The following is a 26239-nucleotide window of genomic DNA, read 5'->3' on the forward strand; positions in this document are numbered from 1 at the left end:
GCGACCTACATATGGATCATAATACCTTGTTTAAGATAATATAGTCCTGTCTCGGTGTCTATGTATTCCCCTGCGTAACGTATTGCATTTGCCTTTACCTCTATGGTCAGTGTAGGATTTCCCCATATGTCATAGTCATATCGGTTTTGGACCTCTCCTGCTTCATTTACTGTCTGGACTGTATCTCCGTGTCCGTTAAACAGGAAATAGGCTTCTTTGTTTTCGGAATCCACGCTGGCTATGTAGTTTATTCCTTTTATGTACCTTGTTTTTATATTTCCTGCTGCATCTGTTTCAAGGATTACATTCTGTCTGTCGTAGAGATAGTTGGTTATTTCCTCCTTGTACGCATTATCGGATTTTTTTACTGTCTTGTTTACCCTCAGGTCGTCCCCGTCGTATTTATATTCTGCTTCCGTGTGCTTGCCGTCCTTTACGGTTTCCGCTTTCTTAAGCCTGTTGAAGCCGTCAAAGGTATAGCTTGTCTTTTCCACCAGCTTGTCAATGGTGCCTGACATACTGTCTCCGTAGGCATTACCCTTTGTGGTCGGAAGCAGCTTTGTATCGGCAGGAAGCGTATAGCTCACGCTTTGCTTTAGCTGATTTCCGTTATCGTCATATGCTGTTTTTGTTGTTTTCCGTGCGATTTCCTTGTTGCTTTCGTCAAACATCCTCTCTGACAGCTTCAGAAGCTGATTTGACGATGAGTATGTGTATTCACTTTTCTTCAATATATATTGTATTTCTTTTCCCGATACAGAGTCAATATAGCTGCTTGGCTGAGCTGATGTATAGGTTTCATTCTGTGATACTCTGTCTCCGGCATTATCATAGGTGTACAAGGTTGTTTTCCCCGGTGCTGCTATTTTTATTACCCTGCCATCCCTGTCATATTCATAGCTTGTTGTACCATAGCTGTCTGTTTTTGATATTTGTCTTCCTGCAAGGTCATATTTGTAATTGTACTCCGATATAATGGTTCCATCAGGCTTTTTATTTTCCAGCAGTATTAAATGATTGTCCCTGTCGTAGGTATACTCCTCACTTACTCCACCCTCATATTCTATTGCCTCCCTGTTACCGTTCTCGTCGTAGGTGTATGTAGTGGTTTTCCCGTTAGCAGTGACTGTTTCCATTCTGTTGGACTTATCATATGTATAGCTTACAATATTGCCTTTTTGGTCTGTTACTTTTGCAACATTACCGACTTCGTCGTAGGCATAACCTATATGGGAGGCACCATCCTTCTTTATTTCAAGGAGTCTGTTGTTTCCGTCATAGGTATAGGTGCTTACACCGCTTTCATCCTCCATAAATTTCCTGTTTCCGGCTTCATCATAGGTATATTTTATGCTGTCTCCTGTTTCTTTTACCTGCTTTTCCAACACAAGACCCCTGCTGTCATAGATATATAGTGTGTTGTTACCGTTTTTATCGGTTATGCAGACAGCATTTCCTGACAAATCATATTTATATGAAACTGTTTTGCCGTCGGGGTTCAATATTGTCTTGGTATTGCCAAAGGCAGTGTATCTGTAGTCTGTCAGCTTTCCTCTTCCGTCTGTCATTGTAAGTTTGCTGCCTTGCTTGTCATAGCTGTACTTTGTAGATACTCCCATAGGGGGTCCGTTACTTTTGTCAGTTTTCCTCTGTTGTCATATTGGTAAGCTGTGACATTCCCCAGGGCATCCTTCTTACCTGTCACCTCACCGTATTGATTGTAGCTGTACTCTATTGAATACGTATTTTGGGCTGTCGCCTCAGGTGAAGCCGTTTTTACCAGTCTGTTTCCCATATCATATGTATGAACGGTACCGTATCTGGTTTCATCATCCCCACCTGAAAGATATCCCTTTGCATCAATTTCCTTTATTACATTGCTATTTGCATCGTAAACCTTTCTGCCAATGATTTTTCCGTAGGCATCAGTAGTAGTTACAAGCCTGTTTAGCTTGTCATAGCCATATGTCATTGTACATCCCTTGGAGTTGGTCTCAGAGAGCTTGTTTCCAACAAGGTCATATGTATATTTCAGAGTGTTATTCTCTGGGTCTGTTATTGTTTGTACTCTATTTAGGTTATCAAAGGTATATTTAGTTTCAAAACCTCTCTCATTTTTTTCAGATAGTTTGTTTCCGGCCTTATCATAGGTATACTGTAGGGTTACGTCCTTTCCGTCATAGTTTTGTGTAACCGTTTCAAGCCGGTTTAATATATCGTATGAATAATTGGTAATATAGCTGTCCCTTCGGCTGTCATCTTCTGAAAAGGCAAATGCCATCGGACGTATTTCCTTTGTTTTATTCCCAAGAATATCGTACTCGTATTGAGTTATAATTCTGAACTTACCGGGATATTCATCGTCCCGCAGGCTGTCAGCAGCTTCAAAGTCTGAAGTGTTATATATGTCTTCCTCGTCTATCAGCTTTATATCTCTGATAAGTCTGTTCAGGCTGTCATATTCAAATTTCTCGATGTCATATATTCCCTCAGAGCGGAGGATTTCCTTTTTTATTGTATTTCCGTTTTTGTCGTAATAGCTTCTGGAAAAAGCTTCACCACTGTCTATAACTGTGTTCATCAGACCATTGTCATAGTAGGTGTATGTTTTTGTTCTTGTGGATAGCTTGTCCTTGGTCCCTGTGAGTACAGCCGTAATTATATTTCCCAATTCGTCATAGGTATAATTTTCTATTGAATATATTATGTTTCCACTTCCATCCGTTTCAATAGGAATTCTCTTTTTAATTACCCTGTTATCAAAATCATATGTAATGTATGTGATACTTCCCTTTTTATCCTTTGATGAAATTATGTTTCCTGCCAAATCCGCTTTATACTCCAAGGTATTCCCGTATACATCAATCTCTGTTTTTATTTTCCCAAAGCTGTTATAGCTGTATTTGGTGATACTTCCAAGCTGGTTCTTCTCAGATATTTTTCTTCCCAGTTTGTCATACGAATACTCTATAGAGCCACCATCAGCAAAGGTCTGTTTTGCAAGTGTTCCATCACCATTGTAATCATACAGGGTGGAATTCCCATTTTCGTCAGTGGCTTTCACAATGCCCCCAAGGACATTATATTCATAAGTCTTGAAGTATCCTAAAGGGTTTGTTTCTTTCAGCAGTCTTCCAATTGAATCATATTCATAGCTTAATCCAAATGAGTTTTCAATGTTGTCCTTGAACCTAAGTCCATCTACCCTTTTTATAATATTTCCCATAGCATCATACTTCAGGTATTCCTGAACACTTCCGTCGGGAAGTATTGTTGCCAGTCGCCTGTTCATATTGTCATATGTATATGACATCCCCTTCATGGATGAAGCAAGTTGTGGCGTATCCTTTTCTTTGTCATAGTTGTTTGGGTCGATCTTCTTTATAAGGTTGCCTTTTATATCATATATATATCTTGTTACTGCCATTCCGTTTCCTGCTGAAGGAGCTTTTTGCCTTAAGAGTCTCCCCATATTGTCATATTCATAGTAAGTCGATATTCCCTTTGCATTCTTCTTTTCACGCACATTGCCGTTAAGGTCATAGCTGTAGTCGGTAGAATACTTTGCGGTTTCCTTAACAACTCTTTTATCCAGATCGTATTGGTAGGTTCTTGCATATTCGTTTCCATCCGTTTTTGACTTGACCTGTCCGTTATTAAAATAGGTATACGTGGTTTTTGATTTTACTTTTGTAGTATATTCATTATCAAATTCAACTTTTCTAATGCTGTTTGCATCCAATTCCGATGTATCTGCAAGGAGAGCCTCCTCTATGTATCTGGACTGAACATCATATTTATACCTTGTTGTAAGATAATTATCATTATCTATTTTCTTCTTTTTGGTAATAAGGTTACCCTTTTTGTCATATTCGTTTAATGTTTCATGTTCAGCAGGGCCTGATTCTTTTACTAATCTCGAGTTTTTATCGTATGTAATGTTTATTTTATCCCCTGAGGCTCTGTCCTCTCCTCCCGAAACCGTTCCCTTTTGTACTGTATACAAAAACGTCTCTACACTAATCGGTTTTCCCAGTTCGTTATAACTGCTACGGATATGTTTATAGCTATCAAAGGTACCATCAGTAGTCAGAAACTCTTTTTTGTCAATCAGATTTCCCAACAGGTTGTAGGAGAAATAATCTGCATCTCCTGCTTTATCAATACTTTTAATCATTTCACCCTTATTTGAGTATTCCATGATTTCTACAGTTGTATCCGGATACTCAATTCTATAAGGCTTTCCAAAAATGTTTAAGTATACGGTTGTTTTGTTTCCTTCTTTATCAGTATCCACAGACATAGTCTTCCCTGTAAGGTCAAATTCATGGCTTTCCTTGGACTTATCAGGATATATTTTTTCTTTTAGCAGACCGTTCATGAAATACAAGCTTTGTGTCACATTTCCCAAAGCATCTGTTTCAGCAAGTTGTCTTCCAGAACCGTCATAGGTATACTTTCTTGTAAAGTTACTTGTTCCGTTTATGGTATTGTCTTTGTATGTTTGAGCAGAGATGTACTTTGTTATATTATTTAATGCATCATACTCATAAATATTGCCAAAGGAATCAGAAGGATTATCCTTGTTGTAACCTTCTCCGTCTGCTTCTTTAGTCACATTCCCACGGCTGTCATACTCCCTGTAACTTGTAACAATGTTTTCACTGTTATTTCTTACAACTGAGCCTACCTGTCTGTTTAGAGCATCGTACTGATACTCTATTCCGGGTGCATTAGTCACATCTACAGATGAATATCTGGGATCTATTTCTTTGGTCAGATTCCCATTTTCATCATACAAATATTTTGTTACACCTCCCATAGGATCTATTATTACAGAAGCTTTTCCAAGTCCATTATATTGATATTGTGTAGTGTAATCCGTACCTGAGCAAGTAACTGTCTCCGTGGTCAAATTACCTCTTCTGTCATAGCTGTAGGACGTTGCTTTTACCTTGCCATCAGAGGTAAAGGGTTCCTCCTTTTGGACAAGCCTGTTCCGATAGTCATATGCGTATGATGTTTTATCATAGTCCACACCATTGTATTGCTTCTGGCAAATAAGATTTCCTGCATAATCAAACCCGAATTTTTTTATGTAATGACCCAGTTGGGCAGGGTTTATTTCTGTGGCCTGCCGAGTCATTATTCCTTCTTCCTTGATAACCCTATCCCCATAGTCATATTCAAAGCTCTGCTTTAAGTTACTGCTGCCGTCTTCACTGATAAAGTCAACTATGTTGATTTTGTTTCCTTTTTTATCATAAGTAAACTTAGCATGAGATTTTCTAGTGTCATCTATTTTTGAATACTGGTCAGTAAGCCTGTTCATGTTGTTATAGGAATATTCACTGTATGATGAAACCAAAGCCTTATCTGAGTCAAAGCTTCCCTGTTCCAGAGCAGTTACATTCCCGGCCTTGTCGTAGGAATAGTTTTTGTATACATAACTGTCAGGCACTGCTCTATCATATATCCTCTCTTGAACCGTTCTACCCATGGTATCGTAAAGGTATGAAGTTGTACGGCCTTCGGGCTCATCAACATACAGTAGCTTGTCAATGCTGTTATAGGTATACTTTGTCTCATTATTTAAAGCATCCTTTTTACTAACAAGCCTTCCATTATCGTCGTAGGTATACCTTGTAGAATTGCCTCTGGCATCAGTCTCACTGACCTTGTTTCCCACATTATTATACTGGATAGATGAAATATAGTATCTGGACTTGTCAGGCGTAACCTCCGATTTAACCTGCCTGTTCATGACATCAAAAAACATCTTTTTAGTATAGCCGTCTTCATCTGTAAGGGAAATTAGAAGGAAGCTTTCCGCATCAGGGCCGTAAGTATACTCCAAAGTGATATCTTCTTTTTTAATGGAATCCTTTTCAAAGTATTCCTTCTTCAATATCAGGTTTTCACTGTTATATGTAAATCTTGTACTGTTTCCATTTGCATCGATTTCTTTAACCTTGTTTCCCTGCGAATTATACTCATCCTTTAAAAGAACATGCCACTGCTCATTATCATTTACGTTGTATTCCACCTGATTTCCAAATATATCGTATTTATACAGGAAGTTTACTCCCGAGGGGTCTGTGTACTGTATCTCCTTGTTACGTGAGACATAGTCATTATATGTATATTGCTTGGTGGTACTGTCAGGGTAGGTTATCTTTACAATCCTGCTTAAAGTATCATATGTATAAGAGGTTCTATTGCCGTTTTCATCCAATTCAGCAAGCTTGTTTCCGGTGTTGAAGTCATACGTGTATTGACTGGATATTTCCACATTATCATCCGCAATACTAAATTGTTTTGTAAGGTATGCACCCTTATGGTTCACACCGTCCGCATCCGTACCATATTCATATTTTGTAACATAATTATGACCCTTATCATGAACTGTTTTTTGGAGCATATTCCCCTTACTGTCGTATGAGTAATCCGTTACAATCCAAGAGTTACTGTCGCTGGTGTGAACCTTTTCTTCTTTAATAACATCTCCGTTGTTATCAACAGTATATATAATTTGGCATTTTGTATTCTTATCAAGATACCAGGTCTTGGAAGTAAGCATATGATATTTATTATAGTCATAGGTGTAAGTAACCGTATTTTCTTCATTTACGGGGTATCCATTTTCATCCCTTTCTGCCAGTGGTCCGATATAATTGGCAAGGTTCCCGTATTCATCATATCTGAAATTTTCTATTTTTTTTACTGTATTGCCTTTTTGTTGACCATTTTCGAGGCTTGTAAATGTAGTTTCTGTCTTCTTTGGAAACTTTCTCTCGTCATATTCTGTAAAGGATTTTCTTGTATGTCCACTGCCTTTTTCAACTGTATCTACTATCTCGTGGATACCATTGTACGTATATTTTGTTACTGTATTATTATATTCTGTCTTCTCTGTGTAATATCTGTAAGTATCTTTAAGATATAAATTATCTTTTTCATTATAGCCGGTGACATCATATCCATCAGGCTCATTTGAATATTTATAGCTAATCCTGTCCCTGATATTGAAATTAAAGCTATCCAGAAATTTGCTTTTGGAAGAGTCAAAATCTGTTTTCTCCAGTTCCTTCTTTTCAAATACTTTTCTATACTGCATACTTCCCATATTTGACAGTGATTTTGTATATGTGTCATAGGAAAAGCGTTCTAACCTGTTAGTTTTGCAGTAATCTAACTGTGTCAGGGTTTCATACCTGTTGTAGGCAGAATAGCTTTTGCCGTTACCAAAAGTAAACCCGAGTTCAGGCTGATCATACCAGAAATGGTATTTAGGCTTTCCATCCAAATCGAAAACCCTCTGAAGCCTTGTTCTGACAACATGCTTTGAGGTATTTACAAGTACGGCTGATTTATCATATATTATCTGCTTATTTCCCGGCAGTGTTATAATTACCTGAAATTTTCCCTTCAAGTCACCGGAATTTGTATTATCTGGATTCTGTGAGGCCTTGTAGCTGTCCTCAAGACTGTATTTCTCATTCTGTATTGGTCCAACAACGAAGGAGGCATCCTCCTTGTACTCTATATTTATCTCTCTGTCCAATGTATCTGTGATTTTAGAAAGTAGCTTCTTCTTCCTAACTGCACCGTCTATTTTATATTCTTGTTCTATATATTGAAAGGTAATTTTGTTGCTGTATCTATCAACTATCCCTAATATTCTTCCGTCACTATCAAAAAAGGTTTTCTTACCTTCCTTGGTGGTCATAACATAGAAGGACGTACTTTGTCCATTGGTAAATTCCTTGCTCTCACTGATTGTCGCATCCTTTACTGTCTGATTTTCAATAGGATATGTAATAACTTCTTTCTCTTCTTTAGGTTTACCAAGTTCATAAACATCCCCTGCCTCTGTGTGAAGATATTTACAGCTTGTACTATCTTCATTCTTCTTTATCTCAATAGTGGGAAATGAAAACCTCATTCCTATTCCAAGGTTGTACCTATCCTCGTAAAAAGAGCTTGTAGTATTATCTGAATACACCTGGTCTACCCAGACTCCATTTATATACTGCGCCTTCATTTCACGAACATTAGCAGACCCGCTGCTGTAAATCCTCTTTATCTCAACATCAAGTCCACTAATGCCTGGCAGTACATAATCGGTTTGAGCAAGTGAAATACTTCCGCTTTGAGGACTAACAGAGTCTTCTGACGTATTGTTTCTAAGATATGCAGGTGAAAGCATGGTATTGTACTGCTGCCTTGGCCCGGTAAGGTTATTCATCTCTTCCTCAACTGTTGATGCATATATGGTCTGCAACGGTATAAATGAAATAAAAAGAATCACTGCCGATATAATTAAGGTTATGGCTATTTTTTTCTTGTTCAAGGTGTAACCTCCCTAAAAAGTTTGTTTATATATTTCTAATTAAATTTCTTTAAATAGGCACCTGCATATATTTCTTCCTTTGAGAGCCCCTGTTTCATTGATTTAAGAACGCTGTCTGCACTTGAACCAAGCTTTCTGGAAATTGTAAGTGCATCTATTACCTCTTCTTCTGTCAGCTTTGACTGGGTGGCATACCTTTCAAGCTGTTCACCTGTTACATTAAGGTGAGGTGATTCTTCCAGGCCATTTACAATTTTGTACTGGTCATTAATAGCCCTTAAACTTACACCATTAATCCTTTTATTTATTACATCTGAAAAATCAACCTTTGCATTTTGACTCACTCGGTCTGCTATAATTAAATCATCCTGATTGATGTCCTGTGTTTTCAATAGCTTGTCTAAATACATGGAATCAAAGTTGCTTGGCATGAAAGTGGGATGCTTTTTGTTATATTCTTTAAATATATCAGCCCATTCCATACCCTTTTTTTTCTCTTTTAAAAATGCTTCCAAATAATTCATGTTACCGTAGCAGTCATTGAGAAAAGTGTATGACGTTAATATATCAGGTACTTTAAAGCCTTTCTTCATAAGCCTTTCTATTTCATTCTTGTAAATTATATGTACATTTAAGTCTTTTAAAAGTTTTCTGTAGTTGTCAACATTTCGATTATAATTATCTGGGTCGGCAGATTTTATTAGCCCAAGTATCTCCTGTGATATTTCATTACTTGTTTGATCTTTGATATTATTGTCTTCTTTTACTACCCCAGTTGCTTCTGATTTTCCGTTACTGTCTATTTGATTTCTAACCTCAGTATGCGGGCTTACACCAACATTCTTGCTTTTGAATCCCAGAGTAACGTTTCCAATCATGGAATATCCTATAAACCCTGCCTGAAGAATTAATGCTCCTATTAGGAAGGACACCAATATTTTTTTATATTTTGGATTTTTCATGTATTTTTTCTCCTTGTGAATTATTTATTCATTGGATTTATTTCTTTAATTTCATTCATTACTTCGTCTGTAGGATTTTGAGGCTTTATATCTTCTACCTTGACATTAGGTATATCCGGCAGTGGACTTGTTGCATTTTGTACTTCATCCCAGCTTAAGGCCATACTAATTGCAGAAGGAACTGCAATTACATTTTCCGTTGCAGACACAGGCTCAGGCTCAATTCCCCATACCAATTTATCACCTACATATCCAGTTACTCTGTTCCAATCTACGAAGCCTGAATCAGATGAATTAAAGGAATAATCATCAATTTGGCTATATTTTCCCCAGTCACTTTTTAGTACGAAAGCTTGAACCTCTGCATTTTTTCCCGGAAGAAAAACACCTGCCTCACTTGTAAAACTGATTTCTAAGCAATACTCAGCCCCTTGTGTATTGGATGTCCACTTAAAAAACTCCCTTTGACACAAGAATCACTTATATCCGGGCTACTGTATTCAAATATCTGGTCTGAATCGCCATTATCAGTATAAAAATACCTTAATTTGATATCCGATAAATTAATTTCAACATTCCCTATATTACATATATTAAACACAGGAGTTAATAATCTGTATTCTGGTATTCTGTTTAAATTGAACATTTGAACTTTAATCTGTCCATCAAGCTCTATAGTTGCTGTGCCGTCAGATAATACTGTTTGAGAATTTGCAATATTACAGAAAATCATTTGAACAATCAATAAAAAAATTAACATTATTGAAACATTTTTTCTTATCTTTTTCATATGGTCCTCCAGTAATATGTTGAAATTATTCCTTAATTATACTTGCAAATAGATTATCATATATTGAGATTATATGTAAATTTGTGTTATTAAATATATAATTAGGTATTATTTTAATATTATTCTGGTATTTACATAATATTCTGTATGTAAACTATTCTAAACACATAAAAAACCCTGTAGATACACTATCTACAGGGTTTTCCCTTGGAGCTGGTAGTCGGAATCGAACCGACAACCTGCGGTTTACGATACCGCTGCTCTGCCATTGAGCCACACCAGCATACATGCAATTTTATTCTTGCACTATTTATATTAGCACTAAATTCCTGTCAGTTCAATTATTTTTGTAGAATTTACTTATCGGCCAGAGAGGGTATTATATTATAAATAATATCATGCAAAGCATTTTCGTCATTACTAACAGTCACTATATCAGCAACATCTTTAACGCATTCTCTGGCATTACTGACTGCAATTCCTACATCGGCTGAGCTAATCATTTCAACATCGTTATCATAGTCGCCTACTGCAATAATTGTTTTATCACGGTACTGATTTAAATTTTTTAACCTCTCCAAAGCCGCCCCTTTTGAAATGCCTTTCTTAATAAGCTCAAGATAAAATACCTGTGAAAAAAAACTATCTACCTTATCAAGAAAATTATAATTTTTCAACATACTCTGGGCTTTTTGAAGGCTTTCCGGGCTGTCATATATAAGTACCTTAATCCAGTCCTTTTTCATGACCTCATCAAGTGTGGTTCTTACGTATACCTGTTTCTCCCTCTCAACATATGGGTCTAGTATATGGTCAGGTGTTATTATGTACAACATATCAGGTGTGAATATTTCGACCACCATGTTTTTATAATTCTTCATGCAATAAATAATATATTCCTCAACTAAACTCTTATCCATAAGTTCAGTAGCTAAAAATCTTTCCTCTTGAAAATTGTAAATACCTCCTCCGTTATATAGGATACATGGGCCATTCAGGGTTAAATTTTCTATGTAGGGACGTATATTGTCCTTTGAACGTCCCGTGGCAATAGCAAAGCTCCCACCATTTTTTATAAAAAAGCTTATTGCATCAAGATTTTCCTGTGATATTAAATGCTGTGAATTTATTAAAGTACCATCTAAATCGCTTATTATAAGATATTTACTATAGTTATTAAACATATGACCTCGCAAAATAATTTTTATATATTTATTGATAATTAATCAATAAAAAATAGTATGTTTTCCTCTATAAGAAATTAACACTTTTATAGTATACTACAAAAAACAGCCTCCCACATGAAGAATTCACACAGGAAGCTGTTTTTTTAAGGAAGTTGGTTCTTGTACTGTTGATTTGATATTTTATCAGTTTCTTCAACGTACCCCTGATTATCAACATCATTTGTATAAAAATCTTCGTAATCTGCATATCCTGACATATCCTGTGGGGTATCCGCACTTCCGTACTTTAGCAGGTCATTTAGTTGATCCAAGCCTTCGAATTCATCATCTTCTTGCTTATTCAAGTGCTTTCTTCCAAAGGGACTATCAAAAATTTCGTTATACTGCTGATCCGGTGTATTAATCTCTTTAGCTTCTTTATCCTCCTGACATTCCATGCAAAATCTGGCAGCAGGCATCACTTCAAGCCTCTCGGGATTTATTTCCTTTTTACAGTTTTCACAAACACCATAGGTTCCATTATCTATTTTTTTCAAAGCAAGCTTAATATCATTAAGTTTTGTTTGTTCATGGACTTTCAGTGCCAGATTCATTTCAACTGTATATAGCTCGCTTCCCAGTTCCGCAGGATGATTATCATAATTTGATAACTCTGAAGGAGTATAATTGCTCATTTCTCCCTCCTTCAAGTCTCCCATTTGTTCCAACGCAGTGTCAGTCCTTTTTGCTTCCGTTTTAAGCTTATCTTTGTAGTGCAACAGCTGATTCTTGTCCATATGATTCCTCCTATGTTAATACTGTCATCTAACATTTCTACTGCTGCTTTGCACAATCTTCACTATATCACTTATAAATTGTCCGATGTATGGAAGATTTATTTTTACTATAATATTAAGGAAGTAAATAGCAATAGCTCCAAGAATAGTAAATCCAATGGCTATCCCAAAACCTCTTGCCAGACCACTTACAAAATTTGCCCATAGCATTTTTCTAGGATGTTCAAGATAATAAACGTAATCCACGAATTTCATCTTCTCCATTTTAAGAGCCATATTATCAACTTTTTTGGACAGTTCACTAATTAAATGATTGTTATTGGCCATATTTTATAAGTACTCCCTCCACATGAAAGCAATTTAAACTTTTCAATATAATTATGGTTGTTCTGTTTAGCTTTATTTATTCGTAAGAAATTTTTCTAACTAAATACAAAAAAGCACACAAACCGGATTAACAAATGCTAAAACGGTTAATGTGCTTTTAATAAAATTTAATTTTACTTAGCCAAATCTGAAAGAACTTTTTTAATCAATCCGCTGTCCTCAATGGTGCATTGGAAAACTTCACCAATTCTACGTGGCAAAACAAATTTCAATTTACTGTCCTTTACCTTTTTATCATAAAAAATCTGGTTGAATACTCTCTCAGCATCCAGTCCCGGTAAAGAAACAGGAAGGCCAAGTTTTACAAGTATGGCTTTAACCTGATTAACAGTTTGCTCACCCAAAACATCCATGTAATGAGCCATTTTGAATGCGCCAACTATTCCGATAGACACACATTCTCCATGCAAAAGTCTGAAATTTTCAATTGTTTCAATTGCATGGCCAATTGTATGACCCAAATTAAGAATAGCCCTTAAATCATCCTCTTTTTCGTCCTGCTCAACAACATAACCCTTTATTGAACAGTTCTTTTTAGCAAGATACTGTAAAACATTCTCATCAAATTTAAATATCTTATCAGAGTTATAGTTAATATACTCACAGTATTCTTCATCCAAAATCAAACCGTGTTTGATTACTTCCGCAAGACCTGCAGAAATTTCTCTTTTAGGCAAAGTCTTAATAGTATTTACATTAATAAACACTGCTTTAGGCTGATAAAATGCACCCACAATGTTCTTATGCCCATTGAAATCAACTCCGGTTTTACCTCCAACACTGCTGTCTGCCTGTGCCAACAGTGATGTAGGTATCTGTACAAAGTTGATACCTCTCATATAGGTGGCAGCTGCAAAGCCGACAATATCACCGACTACCCCGCCTCCAAGAGCCAGCGCAATACTGCTTCTGTCCAGCTTGCACTCTACCATTTTATTATATATACCATAAACTGCCTCAAGTGTTTTATTATTCTCACCGGGCTTCAGAACGTACTTGTTAACCTCTATTCCGCTGTCTTGAAGCACTTTCATACACTCATCAGAATAGTAGTTATCAACATTCTCGTCGGTAACCAAAAGGGCTTTGTTACCCTGTCTGAATGACAGTACAACCTTCCCAAGTTCCTGAAAGTCTGTTGCAATGCAAATAGGATAACTTCTTTCATTTAGATTTATAGTATGTCTAATCATAATATGTCTCCCAAATCTGATATGCCTTATTAACCTACTACATCAGCACATCTCTTACAAAGTGTCGGGTGTTTTTCGTCCTCGCCTACAAACTCACTGAACATCCAGCATCTCTCACACTTATCTCCCGGTGCCTGTTCAACCGAAACTTTTATTTCCGGCATTTCCTCATCATTTTGGGCTGCAGAAGGAGCATCAGCAAGATTTTTAATTTCAACAGCTGAAACTATAAACACAGTAACAAGGTCGCTTTCTATGCTCTTAATAAACTCAAGATTTTCTCCGTCAGCATATAAAGTTACTTTAGCATTTAGAGAATGACCAATAGTTTTGTTAGCTCTTGCTATTTCCAGTGCCTTTGAAACATCTGACCTAAGCTCGAATATTTTTTCCCATTTTTCTGCCAACTGGGTATCTAAATACATTTCATTTACCTGTGGCCAGCTGTTCAACTGAATACTCTCGATATCGTCTTCTGCTCTGTGAGGCATATACTGCCAAATTTCCTCTGTAGTAAATGCAAGAACAGGAGTCAACATTCTTACCAAAGACTGAAGTATTTCATACATTACAGTCTGCGCTGCTCTTCTTTCCTTTGAATCAGGCTTCGAAGTGTAAAGTCTGTCCTTTATAATATCCAGATAGAAGTTACTCATGTCAACAACACAGAAATTGTGGATTGCATGGAACATCATATGGAATTCATAACCGCTGTATGCTTCATTAACCTTCTTAATCAGATTAGTCATCTTGTAAAGAGCCCATCTGTCAAGTTCACTCAATTCACTGTAATCAACACTGTCTGTATCAGGATTGAAGCCATTTATATTTCCAAGGATATATCTTGCTGTATTTCTTATCTTTCTATAAACTTCAGAAAGCTGCTTCAATAAATCCTTTGATATCTTAATATCAGTCGTGTAGTCTGATGAAGCAACCCAAAGTCTCAGTATATCCGCGCCGTACTCCTTGATAACATCAGCAGGATCAATACCGTTTCCAAGTGATTTTGACATCTTTCTCTTTTCTTCATCAATAACATACCCGTGAGTCAGAACCTTTTTGTAAGGTGCTCCTTTTCTTGTGGCAACAGAAGTCAAAAGTGATGATTGGAACCATCCTCTGTGTTGGTCGCTTCCTTCAAGGTACAGATCTGCCGGCCAGGATAATCCTTCTCTGTTTTCCAGAACAGCTACATGACTGGAGCCTGAATCAAACCAAACATCCATAATATCTGTTTCTTTTGAAAACTCATCATGTCCGCATCCACATTTCGTACCCTTTGGAAGGATTTCGGAAGCATCCATTGCATACCATGCATTTGATCCCTTTACTCTGAAAAGCTCAGCCACAGCCTTTATTGATTCATCAGTTATCAATTCCTTACCGCAGTCTTTACAGTAGAATATCGGAATAGGCACACCCCAGATACGCTGTCTGGAAATACACCAATCTCCCCTGTCTCTAACCATGTTAGTTATTCTTTCCTGACCCCATTCAGGTACCCATTTAACAGTTTTTATAGCTTCAAGAGCAGCGTCTCTGAAGCTGTCTATTGATGCAAACCATTGCTCGGTAGCACGGAATATAATCGGGTCTTTACATCTCCAACAATGTGGATATTGGTGAGTAATACTCTCTGAAGCTAAAAGTCTGCCGTCCTGAGTCAATTTCTCAATTATTGCTGGATTTGATTTCTTGTAGAACATACCTGCAAAAGGTCCCGCTTCTTTAGTCAGGAAGCCCTTGCTGTCAACCGGAACCAATACAGGAATCTTGTATTTCTGGCATACAAGGAAGTCTTCCGCACCATGTCCCGGAGCAGTATGAACACAACCGGTACCTGCTTCAAGAGTAACATGGTCTCCAAGAATAACCAGTGAATCCCTGTCCAGGAACGGATGCTTGCAAAGAATTCCTTCAAGCTCGCTGCCTTTGAATTTTGCAACAGTTTCATATTCTGTTATAGCAGCAGCCTTCATTGTATTTTCAACAAGCTCTGCAGCGAGAACATAGTACTCATCGTTTGCTTTTACAACAGAGTATTCAAATGACTCATTCAAACAAATTGCAAGGTTTGCAGGCAAAGTCCAAGTAGTTGTTGTCCATATAACAAAGTTAATCTTTTCCTTTGGTGCGACACCTTCAAAAATTCCCTTGTCATCTCTTACCTGAAACTTAACATATATTGATACGGTAGTATCGTCTGCGTATTCAATTTCAGCTTCAGCCAGAGCAGTTTCACACTCAGGACACCAGTATACAGGCTTTAAGCCTTTATATATATGCCCCTTCTTAGCCATTTCCCCAAAAACTTCTATCTGCTTTGCTTCAAACTCCGGTTTAAGAGTTACATACGGATGCTCCCAGTCAGCTCTTACACCCAGTCTTTTAAATGACTCTCTCTGTATATCCAGATACTTCATTGCAAAGCCTTCACATGCCTCTCTGAAAACAACAGGACCAACTTCATGCCTCTTTAGCCCCAATTCCTTGATGGCTCTCTGTTCAATCGGAAGTCCGTGTGTGTCCCAGCCCGGAACATATGGAGTATAGTATCCTGACATACTTTTATACTTAACAACGATATCCTTTAAAATCTTATTCAACGAGGTTCCAAGGTGAATACCTCCATTTGCATAAGGCGGTCCGTCATGAAGTATAAAGGAAGGCTTTCCTTCCGCTTTCTTCAATTGCTTATTATAAATATCCATGTCTTCCCATTTTTTCAGGAATTCCGGTTCCCTTTGAGGCAGGTTTGCCCTCATAGGAAAGTCAGTTTGTGGTAGATTTAAAGATTTTCCATAATCTTCTGCCATTTCTATTACCTCCGGTTAAATATAGTAAATTAATTATTCTAAAATATAACAAAGCCCCGTTCCATCAAAGGGACGAGGCTATTTTCGCGGTACCACCCAAATTATTTTGTAGCATGAAAAATAATAACATGACAATAATCACTTCGTTTTATAACGGCTCATCACCGGCACACCCTACTTCAGTATATGTTCCACACATATCATAGAATTTCAGGCTGCAACTCATGGATGATTTTCAAAAGCTTGAACCTGCGGAAATTTCACCTCTCTTCCGCTCTCTGTGAAGCCAACTGCTTTCTACTCTTTCCAATCATCATATTTAGAATATAATATTAAATTAATAATACATCAATTACCCAACCGCCGTCAAGGCTACTATTTTAATTTTTACCACTTATCTGCTCACTTATAATAAAAAATCACACAATCTACCCATTGGAATAAACTGTAATGTACTTTATTGAAAAGGAGCAAAGCACATAATGAATTTTGACTTCAATGAGCTTATTAATAATCTGAAAAAAAATAACTACAAGCTTATCGGTTCAGGTTCATGCCGCATTGTATATGACTTGGGAAATGGTTATGTAGTTAAGGTAGCCAAAGATGTCAGAGGCATTTTACAGAACGAAACCGAGCATTCTACTTATCAATCCTGCAAGTCAGACTTTTTTGCCGAAATTCTTGCTGCTTCTGAAAATCACAGATATCTTATAATGGTAAAAGCTAAAAGAATCACTGATATCAGAACCGTTTTAAGGTACTACAAAGTACAAAAAATGAACGACCTTATTAAAAGGCCCTTATTTGCAGAAGATATAGAAAGTAAAAAAATAGGCAGTGGTGACTTAAAGAGAGCGTCAAGCTGGGGAATCGTTAAGGATGTCCCCGTCTTAATTGATTATGGATTAAGTCAAAGTACCTATATTAAATACTATAGAAACAAGCTTTTCGGAAGATTCAGACGTCTTAATTATTCTTCCTGATATTTGCTTTGAAGGCACTTTTCTAAAATCGCCATGCCTTCACTGATTTGGTCAATTCCGGCAGATGCGAAACTAAGCCTTATATAATCATCACAGTTTTTGTGTATATTATCATAAAAAATACCTGATGGAATAAATACAAGACCATTTGCTTTGCACTTTTGATAAAATAGCTTTGCGCTAAGATAACGGGGCAACCTTACCCAGAAGTACAACCCTCCACCCGGCTTTTCATATTTTACCCCATACTTTTGCAATCTTTCCAATGCGGTAAGCATAACTTCAAACCTACCTCTGTAAATCTCCTTCATATACTGTAAATGTTCTTCCCACTTTTCGCTTCTGAAATATAAGTCTAAGGACCTTTGTATCAATCCTGATGAAGAAATATCACTAGTATGCTTTATTTTAGTAAAATCGCTTAGAAGCTTATTAGGTATAACCATGCACCCTACTCTTAGACCCGGCATTAGAATTTTAGAAAAACTTTTCAGGTAAATTACACATTCATTATCAATATCCAAAGCTTTAAGAGGCATAGGTTTTTCCTTTTCAAAATATAACTCTGACATAGAATCGTCTTCGACAATATACAGTTGGTTCTCTTTTGCCAGAAGCAGCAACTTTTTTAGCTTTTCTTCGCTGTAGCATACCGTAGTCGGATTCTGATATCTGGACATAACATATATCAGCTTAGGCTTGCAGATACGAATCTTTTTTTCGAGTTCTTCCATGTCCATCCCATCTTTATCCATGTTTACACTGATAATCCTTGCACCCCTTGATTTAAATGCTGCAACGGCACCATCATAAGTAGGGGTTTCCGTTACAACATAATCACCGGGGTTTAAAAGTACTTTTCCTATAATATCTATGCCCTGTTGTGCCCCTGAAACAATTTGGAGATAATTCTCATTTTCAACGAAAATCGAATACTCCCTGTTAAAATAATCAAGAATTGACTGTCTCAAAGGTCTGTAGCCGTTACTCTCGTCATACCCGAAAGCAAAGCCTTTGTCTCTTTCCAACACCTCATTTATACAAGCTTTAAATGATTCAATAGGAAAAATTGACGGGTGCGGAGTTGCACTTGCAAAGTTAATAACAGAGGTATCCTTGAACAATCCCAAATCACTGGAAAAATTTATATCTTCCTTTCCGGTTTTGGTATTGGACACAAAATATCCGCTACCTTTTTTGGCTGTTATATAGCTGTTGCTCTCAAGCTGTTTATATGCATTAACTACCGTACTGGTATTCACTCCCAATTGGGAAGCAAGGCTCCTTATTGCAGGAAGACGCTCTCCAGGTTTCATTTCCCCCTGTGAAATCTGTTCTTTGATACTGTTAAATAACTGTAAATATTTTGGTTGTTCCTCATTTAATAATTGTATCGATACAATTTTCATATAGCCTCTGCTTTCAAACTAACAGACACAAGCCCCATATACTCTATTTTGACTACGTGTCCGCCAGTTAATTATTTAATTTTTTTAAAATTCATATTGACAATTAATTTTTTCTGTGTAAAAATATACAAAATTTAGCCGTAAATGCACGCTAGTGTATCGGTACAATTAGTATATTTTAATTTTAAATAAAAGTAAAGGGGTATGTATTATGAATGAGAGATATGAATTAAACAAAAATCTGGCACAGATGCTCAAAGGCGGAGTAATAATGGATGTAGTAAATGCGAAGGAAGCGGAAATTGCACAAAAAGCAGGCGCCGTTGCTGTAATGGCTCTTGAAAGAGTTCCTTCTGACATAAGAAAAGCCGGAGGAGTTGCAAGAATGTCCGATCCCAAAATGATAAAAGATATACAGAGCGCCGTATCAATTCCTGTTATGGCCAAGGTTAGAATCGGACATTTTGTTGAAGCGCAGGTACTTGAAGCCCTTTCAGTCGACTATATTGATGAAAGCGAAGTATTGACCCCCGCCGATGAAGAATTTCACATTGATAAGCATACATTTAAGGTTCCCTTTGTATGCGGTGCAAAAAATCTCGGAGAAGCTCTCAGAAGAATTGGCGAAGGTGCATCCATGATAAGGACAAAAGGTGAAGCCGGCACAGGTAATGTTGTTGAAGCAGTCCGACACATGAGAACTGTTACAAACGAAATCAGAAAGGTTCAGAGTGCATCCAAACAGGAACTTATGACCATAGCAAAGGAACTGGCAGCTCCATACGACCTTGTACTATATGTTCATGAAAACGGTAAACTTCCCGTTATTAACTTTGCAGCAGGCGGAATCGCAACTCCGTCAGATGCGGCATTAATGATGCAGCTTGGATGCGATGGTGTATTCGTTGGTTCAGGGATATTCAAATCCTCAGACCCTGCAAAGAGAGCTCAGGCTATTGTAAAGGCGACTACTTATTATAACGACCCTAAAATCATCGCAGAAGTTTCTGAAGAATTGGGTACAGCAATGGATTCAATAGATGTAAGAGAACTTTCAGGCAACAGCCTGTATGCCTCCAGAGGTTGGTAAACTTACAGAAAGGACTAAAAATGAAAAAAATAGGTGTATTAGGCTTGCAGGGTGCCATTTCCGAGCATTTGGATAAACTGTCTAAAATACCCGATGTTGACCCATGTAGCGTAAAATATAAAGAGGACATTGCTGCAATAGACGGACTTATTATTCCCGGTGGTGAAAGCACTGCAATAGGTAAGCTTATTTGTGATTTTAATCTTACTGAGCCCTTAAAAGCAAGAATAAAGTCAGGGATGCCAGTCTGGGGAACCTGTGCAGGAATGATTATTCTTGCCAAGGAAATCACAAATGACCCTAGGCGTCATCTGGAAGTAATGGATATAAATGTTGTAAGAAATGGATATGGTAGACAACTGGATAGCTTTACTACGGAAGTTTCCCTTCCAGCTCTTTCTTCTGAAAAAATCCCCTTGGTTTTTATCAGAGCGCCTTATGTGGTTGATGTGGCCCCACAGGTGGAGGTTATCCTGCGTGTAAACGATAATATAGTTGCATGCAGACAGAACAATATGCTGGCCACATCCTTTCATCCCGAACTTACGAATGACCTTAGCTTTCACAGGTACTTTTCAGAAATGATATGACACATAAATTAAAGGCATATTAACCACATTTTTATTGGTTAATATGCCTTTCTTACTTTACTTTCTTATTTGAGTTTTTCAATATTTGAAAGCAATTCCTTAATATTTTCAGTATTTGATGAGCCTGCTTTTTCGGCTTCCTCAAGCTCCTGCTTTGCTTTATCAAAGTCTTTTGTATTATAGTATATGAATCCAAGGAGATAATGTCCGTCAGCAGGATTTAGTTCAGCTAAAGCCTTTGTATCCTTAATGCCCTCATCAAATTTTCCCTGATTTACCTCAGCCCTGATTAAAGACCACAATACTCTGGTCTTTATATCTTTATCAGATAGCTTCAGCTCAAGAATTTCCTCTGCCTTTTTTTCCGACTCCGGCCAGTTATTCTGAGTATCAAAGCCCTCCAAGGCAGCCAGCTTAGGCGAAAGAACATTTATATCATTATTAAAACCGTAAAATAGCAATCCCACAGCAATTACTGCTGCAAGCAAAATTGATGTGACTTTTTTCAGTAAGGTTTTTCCATTTTTTTCTTGGTAAGAATACACTGCTCCTGTGGTCAGGAACCCTCCCACCAAACCGCCTATGTGTGCATGGTTGTCTATTCTTTTGTTCATAACCCCATAAGCAAGGTTTATCACAATCATAGTAATAAGATTCACACCATAACTGCTTTTTAAAAGAGCGGGACGTCGTAACGAGAAATACAGCATGGCTCCCACTAAACCGAATATTGCACCTGATGCCCCTACAGAGGAATTTAGCGAGAAAGCAAAACTTGCCGCTGAGCCAATGAGACCCGCTACAAAGTAGATGGCCAAAAATCTGCCTCGTCCGAATATTTTTTCCACCTGAGCCCCTATAATATAGATGGAATAGCAGTTTACAGCCAAGTGAACAATATCAGCATGCAAAAACATAGGTGTAAAAAATCTCCAATACTGGCCTTCCATAATGAGATTATTTACCTTGGCTCCAAAAGGTTCCAGCTGTTGTTCATAAGAAGTTCCTGTTTTCATGGCTACAAGCCGCAACAAGCCATACATAAGTACATTCATTGCGATAATAATATATGTCAGCCATGGTGTTTTAGCCTTGAACTGAATTTCAAAGTCCTTTTTTCTGTTCTCAATAATGTCTTCTATATCCTTATAATCGGTTTCTCTTTTTTCAAGGCCCTTTGAAAAAAACCTTTTAAAAGACTTTACCAATCCGGCGTCAAAAGCCGGAACACTGAAATACTTCTCTACCTGTTTTTCCGAAATGTTTAAAGAAATACATTTCATAAAACGCTTCTCCGAGGTAATATCCATCTGATGTTGCTTAATAATTTCGACTTTATCCATATCAGTTGTATTTTCAAACAAAAAAACCTTGAAAATATATGCGTTACTACCTTGAATATTATTCAGCATCGCAGCACCATTTAACATAATGTTGCGTATTTGCTCTATTGTGTACCTGTCTGCGTCAATAATTTCAACAAATACAGAAGTTCCTTGAATCTCTCTTATCATACTTACAATACCATTAGATAAATCAGGTATCTGATTATCAGCTGATATCAGGTGGTAATAGTCCTTTTCCACAAGATATCTCACAAGTGAACTTAAATAATTATTTTTCATTTGAAATAAATCCTCCAATATTTACGGCTCCGTATTTAAAAAGTATTGCACCCACAAAGTCAGAAGCCTTAGTAATAACCCCCATATATAAAAAATTGCCAGTATTAAACTGGCAATTAATTACTTCTATATTATTATAATATTGATTAAGTCAATTGGCAACACATTACGCAGTCTCTATAGCTGCTTCATCTTCAAGTCCCAATTGAGCAATAGCATTTTCCCTCATTTTGTACTTCTGAATCTTTCCGCTTGCAGTCATTGGGAAACTGTCTAAAAAGCCAACAAATTTAGGAGTTTTATGCCTTGCCATATTAGCTTTTACTGCTGCTTTAACCTGTTCTTCCGTCAAGCTACAACCCTCTTTAAGTATAACACAGGCCATTATTTCCTCTCCATATACTTTAGAAGGAACACCAATTACCTGTACATCCTTTATTTCCGGCAGAGTGTATAAAAACTCTTCTATTTCCTTTGGATAAATGTTTTCTCCGCCTCTGATAATCATATCCTTTATTCTTCCGGTAATCTTGTAGTATCCATTTTCATCCCTTGTTGCCAAATCTCCTGTATGAAGCCACCCGTCAGCATCTATGGCCTGTGCGGTTGCTTCAGGCATCTTGTAATAACCCTTCATAACATTGTAGCCTCTGGCAACAAATTCTCCGGGAACACCGTCTGGAAGATCCTGATTTGTTTCTGGATCAACAATCTTACATTCAATAAACGGAAGAGAACGACCCACAGTCGAAACCCTGAGTTCAAGGCTGTCACCTATTCTTGTTTGAGTACACACAGGAGAAGCCTCCGTCTGACCATAAGGAATAGTAATATCCTTCATATTCATTTTTTCGACAACTGCTTCCATAACTTTTATAGGACATGGTGAACCTGACATAATCCCGGTTCTTAATGAAGAAAAATCAAATTTACCAAAATCAGGATGTTCAAGCATGGCTATGTACATTGTAGGTACTCCATGCACTGCCGTACAACCCTCACTCTGAATTGCATTCATTACCTTTATCGGAGAATAATAATCAATAGGAACCATAGTTGTTCCATGTGTTACACAGGCCATTATTGCAAGCACCAATCCAAAGCAATGGAAAAACGGAACAGGAATACAAAGTTTATCTGCATAGGTAAAATGCATACAATCGCCTATGCACATACCATTATTTATAATGTTATAATGTGTAAGCATTACACCCTTTGGAAAACCTGTAGTTCCTGAAGTGTACTGCATATTTATAACATCGTGGCAATCAAGACTATTGCTGATGTTATAAAGCTCTTCGTCAGAAATATCTCTGCCAAATTCAATAATATCGTCCCAGTTGAACATTCCCGGATGCTTCTCAGCACTGACACTTATGACATTTTTCAGATACGGCAGCTTTTCGCTGTGAAAATTACCCGCTTCAGAGTTCTTTAATTCAGGACAAAGTTCATTAATAATCTGTATGTAATTGGAATCTTTAAAACCATCTAAAAGAACCAATGTATTTGTATCCGATTGTTTTAGCAAATATTCAAGCTCAAATACTTTATAGTTAGTGTTTACCGTTACAAGAACAGCACCTATTTTTGCTGAAGCAAACAGTGTAACAAGCCATTCCGGTACGTTTGTTGCCCAAATAGCAATATGATCGCCCTTTTTAATCCCCATTTTCAGAAAACTCTTTGCAACTTTATTGCAAAGCTGGTTGAATTCAGAATAAGTTTTTCTGAATGGGCGGTCTGTGTATAATGCACAGTCATGATCAGGATATCTCTTTGCCATATCATCTAGTAAACTACCAACCGTAATCTCTATCAGTTTCTCCACAACCAACACCTCCAAGTTAAATTGTAACCCTATTCATAAAATGTTTAAAAAAATAAAAAGCCTTCCGTCTCGTAATCATGAGACGAAAAGCTATGTTTCCGCGGTACCACTCAAGTTAATTCCTTATTAAAGAAATTCTCTTTAAATCATATAACGGTGAAAACCGTTTCAGCCTACATATTTCTATTTCAGCCAAAAATGCTCTTGGGCGAGCTTCAACCTTCAAAGCCTCTGTCTTTCACCAGCCGACAGCTCTCTACTGACTTATGTACGGTTTACTATTCCCATTCACTGCACTGTTTTTATTGGAAATTATTAATATAATACTATGTCGACAAACTAAGTGTCAATACTTTTTATACTTTTATATTATGTTTGAATGCATATATGGCTGCCTGAGTTCTATCATTAACGTCAAGCTTTTTGAATATGTTTGATATATGGTTTTTAACAGTTTTTTCGCTTATATAAAGGGTTTTAGCAATTTCTTTATTAATCATTCCCTCTGCTATAAGTTTTAAAACTTCCACTTCTCGATTGGTCAGGTTGTTTGCAATAGATTTATCCTGTTCATATAGTGTTACTCTGTTAAATTCCTTTACAAGCTCGCCGGTCATATTAGGCTGTATGTATGTTTGGTCATGGTAAACACTTCTTATTGCCTCTATCAGCACTGATGATTCCGCATCCTTTAAAACATAACCCTCACATCCAAGCTGTAATGTCTTAAACAGATATTCTCTGTCCTGATGCAGCGTCAACACAATTATTTTATAATTTACAGGCTCCTGCTTTAACATTTTAATGGCCTGAAGACCATTTATAACAGGCATATTTATATCCATCAGGATAATATCAGGCCTTATCTTTTTGGACATGGCAACAGCTTCCTCGCCATTAGATGCCTGCGAAACCACGCAAATATCTTCCTCCAACTCAAGGATAGTTTTTAATCCTTGTCGAACCATAGCATGGTCATCTGCAATCATTACCCTAATTTTATTCATTTCTGAGAGTCCTCCCCTTCATCCAGTAATGGTATATGAATCGTAATTTTAGTTCCTACTCCGACCTGTGATACTATATCCACCTCTCCTTCAAGCAGGGTCACCCTCTCTTTCATGCTAAAAAGGCCAAATCCGCCAGTACTTTCAGGCTCTATTGTTTTAACATTCTTAGTGTTAAATCCAACACCATTATCAGCAATGATGATAATTAATTTTTGGTTGACATGCTCCAAAAGAATTGAAACTCTTTTTGCCTGTGCGTGTTTTAGTACATTATTCAAGGATTCCTGTACAATTCTGAAAGCCGCAAGTGATATGACGGGCTTAATTTCTTCATTAATTGCTCTGGATCTGAGCTGAACATCAATCCCCGTTTCTTCTTTGAATGAAATTACATAACGCTCTAAAGTCGGCAGTAACCCTAAATCATCAAGAGCCATAGGTCTTAGGTTATATATTATCTTTCTGACCTCCTGAAGACCTTCTCTCATAACTTTTTTAAGGTTCTGCAGTTCTTTTCTTGCTTCATTAACATCTTTATCCATCAGACGCTCACAAATCTCAGCTTTAATAACAATATTTGACATTGATTGTGCAGGACCATCGTGAATTTCTCGGGCAACTCTTTTGCGTTCTTCCTCCTGAGCCTCTATAATCTTGATTCCGAGAAACTGCCTCTGCTGCAAATTATCCAACTGCTCCCCTGCATTTTGCAAATCTCCGCTAAGATAGTCCAGAGCGATGCTCACATGTCCTATGAGGCTATCTGCCCTTTCCAGAGTTTTCAGGCATTCCTTTATTCTTATTTCAAGGTCGTTTCTTCTTCTAATGAGAAAGGTCTCCTGTTCACGCCTTACCGCAAGTTCAACTCTTATATTATCTGCAGTCTGGTAAGCCTTGGCAAGCTCATTCTGACTATGCCTGTTAAATTCCTTATTTACATCATATAGTTTCTTTTTACTTAGTTTAAGGTCATGTTCCAGATTTTCGATTACACTGACAATTTCAAAGACCTGCTGTTTTAGTGTTACTAATTCATCTTCAAGTCTTTTGCATTCCTTTCTTGAGTTCTCAGCAATTTCAATAATCTCGTTCTTACCTGATTCAATAGATTTTATAGTTTTTGTAATTATATCATTCATCTGTACAGAATTATTTTTATAGCTTCTCATGTTTTTGTCCAATCTTTATAATCCCGCAAACAGCAGGTGAATATTTCTACACTATAGTATAT

The 26239-nt window shown here is 37.2% G+C and carries 18 protein-coding genes, 1 tRNA gene and 2 other annotated features; of the genes, 3 read left to right on the forward strand and 16 right to left on the reverse strand.

Features of this window, described 5'->3' with window-relative positions; all coding sequences use genetic code 11:
• Window positions 1-5: 5 nt before the first annotated feature.
• From P0092_RS12575 to ileS, 11 genes are all read right to left on the reverse strand, one after another.
• Window positions 6-1619 (reverse strand): RHS repeat domain-containing protein, encoded by a 1614-nt coding sequence (locus P0092_RS12575; RefSeq protein ID WP_004617851.1) that lies wholly within the window; start codon window positions 1617-1619, stop codon window positions 6-8.
• Window positions 1565-8353, reverse strand: coding sequence for an RHS repeat domain-containing protein (locus P0092_RS12580; protein WP_004617849.1), 6789 nt, complete (start codon window positions 8351-8353; stop codon window positions 1565-1567). The genes P0092_RS12575 and P0092_RS12580 overlap by 55 nt, the downstream gene beginning before the upstream one ends.
• A gap of 35 nt (window positions 8354-8388) precedes the next feature.
• Entirely contained in the window at window positions 8389-9315 is a 927-nt protein-coding gene (locus tag P0092_RS12585) for a hypothetical protein (RefSeq protein WP_004617847.1), read from the reverse strand.
• A 20-nt stretch (window positions 9316-9335) separates the two neighbouring features.
• Window positions 9336-9788: a hypothetical protein gene (locus P0092_RS12590; protein ID WP_040758423.1), complete on the reverse strand. Its 453-nt coding sequence runs from the start codon at window positions 9786-9788 to the stop codon at window positions 9336-9338.
• Window positions 9728-10105: a cellulose binding domain-containing protein gene (locus P0092_RS12595; RefSeq protein WP_040758420.1), complete on the reverse strand. Its 378-nt coding sequence runs from the start codon at window positions 10103-10105 to the stop codon at window positions 9728-9730. The genes P0092_RS12590 and P0092_RS12595 overlap by 61 nt, the downstream gene beginning before the upstream one ends.
• A gap of 208 nt (window positions 10106-10313) precedes the next feature.
• Window positions 10314-10388, reverse strand: a tRNA-Thr gene (locus P0092_RS12600).
• Between the two features lie 73 nt (window positions 10389-10461).
• Window positions 10462-11289 (reverse strand): Cof-type HAD-IIB family hydrolase, encoded by an 828-nt coding sequence (locus P0092_RS12605; RefSeq protein WP_004617843.1) that lies wholly within the window; start codon window positions 11287-11289, stop codon window positions 10462-10464.
• A 146-nt stretch (window positions 11290-11435) separates the two neighbouring features.
• Window positions 11436-12068 (reverse strand): TraR/DksA C4-type zinc finger protein, encoded by a 633-nt coding sequence (locus P0092_RS12610; RefSeq protein ID WP_004617841.1) that lies wholly within the window; start codon window positions 12066-12068, stop codon window positions 11436-11438.
• 24 nt (window positions 12069-12092) lie between these two features.
• Window positions 12093-12395 (reverse strand): DUF5665 domain-containing protein, encoded by a 303-nt coding sequence (locus P0092_RS12615; protein WP_004617840.1) that lies wholly within the window; start codon window positions 12393-12395, stop codon window positions 12093-12095.
• Between the two features lie 173 nt (window positions 12396-12568).
• A complete protein-coding gene (gene aroB / locus P0092_RS12620) occupies window positions 12569-13648 on the reverse strand; it encodes a 3-dehydroquinate synthase (RefSeq protein ID WP_004617838.1) in 1080 nt (359 codons plus the stop codon).
• 29 nt (window positions 13649-13677) lie between these two features.
• Window positions 13678-16467, reverse strand: a complete 2790-nt coding sequence (ileS, locus tag P0092_RS12625) for an isoleucine--tRNA ligase (protein WP_004617836.1) — start codon at window positions 16465-16467, stop codon at window positions 13678-13680.
• Window positions 16468-16532: 65 nt separating this feature from the next.
• Window positions 16533-16790, reverse strand: a binding site (T-box leader).
• A 159-nt stretch (window positions 16791-16949) separates the two neighbouring features.
• On the opposite strand from ileS, the gene P0092_RS12630 reads away from it, so the two are divergent.
• Window positions 16950-17453 carry a hypothetical protein gene (locus tag P0092_RS12630; protein WP_004617834.1) on the forward strand — a complete coding sequence of 168 codons (504 nt, stop codon included), beginning with the start codon at window positions 16950-16952 and terminating at the stop codon, window positions 17451-17453.
• Here the strand turns inward: P0092_RS12630 and pdxR are convergent.
• The gene (gene pdxR, locus P0092_RS12635; protein ID WP_004617832.1) at window positions 17441-18862 is read right to left on the reverse strand and encodes a MocR-like pyridoxine biosynthesis transcription factor PdxR; all 1422 of its coding nucleotides are present in this window, start codon (window positions 18860-18862) and stop codon (window positions 17441-17443) included. The genes P0092_RS12630 and pdxR overlap by 13 nt on opposite strands.
• Window positions 18863-19073: 211 nt before the next feature.
• Between pdxR and pdxS the strand changes: the two genes are divergently transcribed.
• A complete protein-coding gene (gene pdxS, locus P0092_RS12640; protein ID WP_004617830.1) occupies window positions 19074-19952 on the forward strand; it encodes a pyridoxal 5'-phosphate synthase lyase subunit PdxS in 879 nt (292 codons plus the stop codon).
• Between the two features lie 20 nt (window positions 19953-19972).
• On the forward strand, window positions 19973-20542 hold the full coding sequence (gene pdxT, locus P0092_RS12645) for a pyridoxal 5'-phosphate synthase glutaminase subunit PdxT (RefSeq protein ID WP_004617828.1): 570 nt from the start codon (window positions 19973-19975) through the stop codon (window positions 20540-20542).
• A 65-nt stretch (window positions 20543-20607) separates the two neighbouring features.
• Here pdxT and P0092_RS12650 read toward each other — a convergent pair whose 3' ends face one another.
• The 4 genes from P0092_RS12650 to P0092_RS12665 all read right to left on the reverse strand — a co-directional run bounded on the left by P0092_RS12650 (window position 20608) and on the right by P0092_RS12665 (window position 26177).
• The gene (locus P0092_RS12650) at window positions 20608-22167 is read right to left on the reverse strand and encodes a rhomboid family intramembrane serine protease (RefSeq protein ID WP_004617827.1); all 1560 of its coding nucleotides are present in this window, start codon (window positions 22165-22167) and stop codon (window positions 20608-20610) included.
• Between the two features lie 166 nt (window positions 22168-22333).
• On the reverse strand, window positions 22334-23998 hold the full coding sequence (locus tag P0092_RS12655; protein WP_004617825.1) for an AMP-binding protein: 1665 nt from the start codon (window positions 23996-23998) through the stop codon (window positions 22334-22336).
• Window positions 23999-24073: 75 nt separating this feature from the next.
• Window positions 24074-24299 (reverse strand) — a binding site (T-box leader).
• A gap of 55 nt (window positions 24300-24354) precedes the next feature.
• Entirely contained in the window at window positions 24355-25005 is a 651-nt protein-coding gene (locus P0092_RS12660) for a response regulator (protein WP_004617823.1), read from the reverse strand.
• Complete coding sequence (locus tag P0092_RS12665) at window positions 25002-26177, reverse strand: sensor histidine kinase (RefSeq protein ID WP_004617821.1); 1176 nt, start codon at window positions 26175-26177, stop codon at window positions 25002-25004. Before P0092_RS12665 ends, P0092_RS12660 begins: the two co-directional genes overlap by 4 nt.
• Between the last annotated feature and the right edge of the window lie 62 nt (window positions 26178-26239).

The organism is Ruminiclostridium papyrosolvens DSM 2782 (assembly GCF_029318685.1).
In the GTDB taxonomy this organism is placed as follows: Bacteria; Bacillota; Clostridia; order Acetivibrionales; family DSM-1351; genus Ruminiclostridium; species Ruminiclostridium papyrosolvens.

What these genes read in the sequence shown, in the direction of transcription:
- P0092_RS12575 (WP_004617851.1), bottom strand. Translation starts at nt 1,619, where the DNA reads ATGGGAGTATCTACAAAGTACAGCTATGACAAGCAAGGCAGCAAACTT.
- P0092_RS12585 (WP_004617847.1), bottom strand. Translation starts at nt 9,315, where the DNA reads ATGAAAAATCCAAAATATAAAAAAATATTGGTGTCCTTCCTAATAGGA.
- P0092_RS12595 (WP_040758420.1), bottom strand. Translation starts at nt 10,105, where the DNA reads ATGAAAAAGATAAGAAAAAATGTTTCAATAATGTTAATTTTTTTATTG.
- P0092_RS12605 (WP_004617843.1), bottom strand. Translation starts at nt 11,289, where the DNA reads ATGTTTAATAACTATAGTAAATATCTTATAATAAGCGATTTAGATGGT.
- P0092_RS12610 (WP_004617841.1), bottom strand. Translation starts at nt 12,068, where the DNA reads ATGGACAAGAATCAGCTGTTGCACTACAAAGATAAGCTTAAAACGGAA.
- P0092_RS12615 (WP_004617840.1), bottom strand. Translation starts at nt 12,395, where the DNA reads ATGGCCAATAACAATCATTTAATTAGTGAACTGTCCAAAAAAGTTGAT.
- aroB (WP_004617838.1), bottom strand. Translation starts at nt 13,648, where the DNA reads ATGATTAGACATACTATAAATCTAAATGAAAGAAGTTATCCTATTTGC.
- ileS (WP_004617836.1), bottom strand. Translation starts at nt 16,467, where the DNA reads ATGGCAGAAGATTATGGAAAATCTTTAAATCTACCACAAACTGACTTT.
- P0092_RS12630 (WP_004617834.1), top strand. Translation starts at nt 16,950, where the DNA reads ATGAATTTTGACTTCAATGAGCTTATTAATAATCTGAAAAAAAATAAC.
- pdxR (WP_004617832.1), bottom strand. Translation starts at nt 18,862, where the DNA reads ATGAAAATTGTATCGATACAATTATTAAATGAGGAACAACCAAAATAT.
- pdxS (WP_004617830.1), top strand. Translation starts at nt 19,074, where the DNA reads ATGAATGAGAGATATGAATTAAACAAAAATCTGGCACAGATGCTCAAA.
- pdxT (WP_004617828.1), top strand. Translation starts at nt 19,973, where the DNA reads ATGAAAAAAATAGGTGTATTAGGCTTGCAGGGTGCCATTTCCGAGCAT.
- P0092_RS12650 (WP_004617827.1), bottom strand. Translation starts at nt 22,167, where the DNA reads ATGAAAAATAATTATTTAAGTTCACTTGTGAGATATCTTGTGGAAAAG.
- P0092_RS12660 (WP_004617823.1), bottom strand. Translation starts at nt 25,005, where the DNA reads ATGAATAAAATTAGGGTAATGATTGCAGATGACCATGCTATGGTTCGA.
- P0092_RS12665 (WP_004617821.1), bottom strand. Translation starts at nt 26,177, where the DNA reads ATGAGAAGCTATAAAAATAATTCTGTACAGATGAATGATATAATTACA.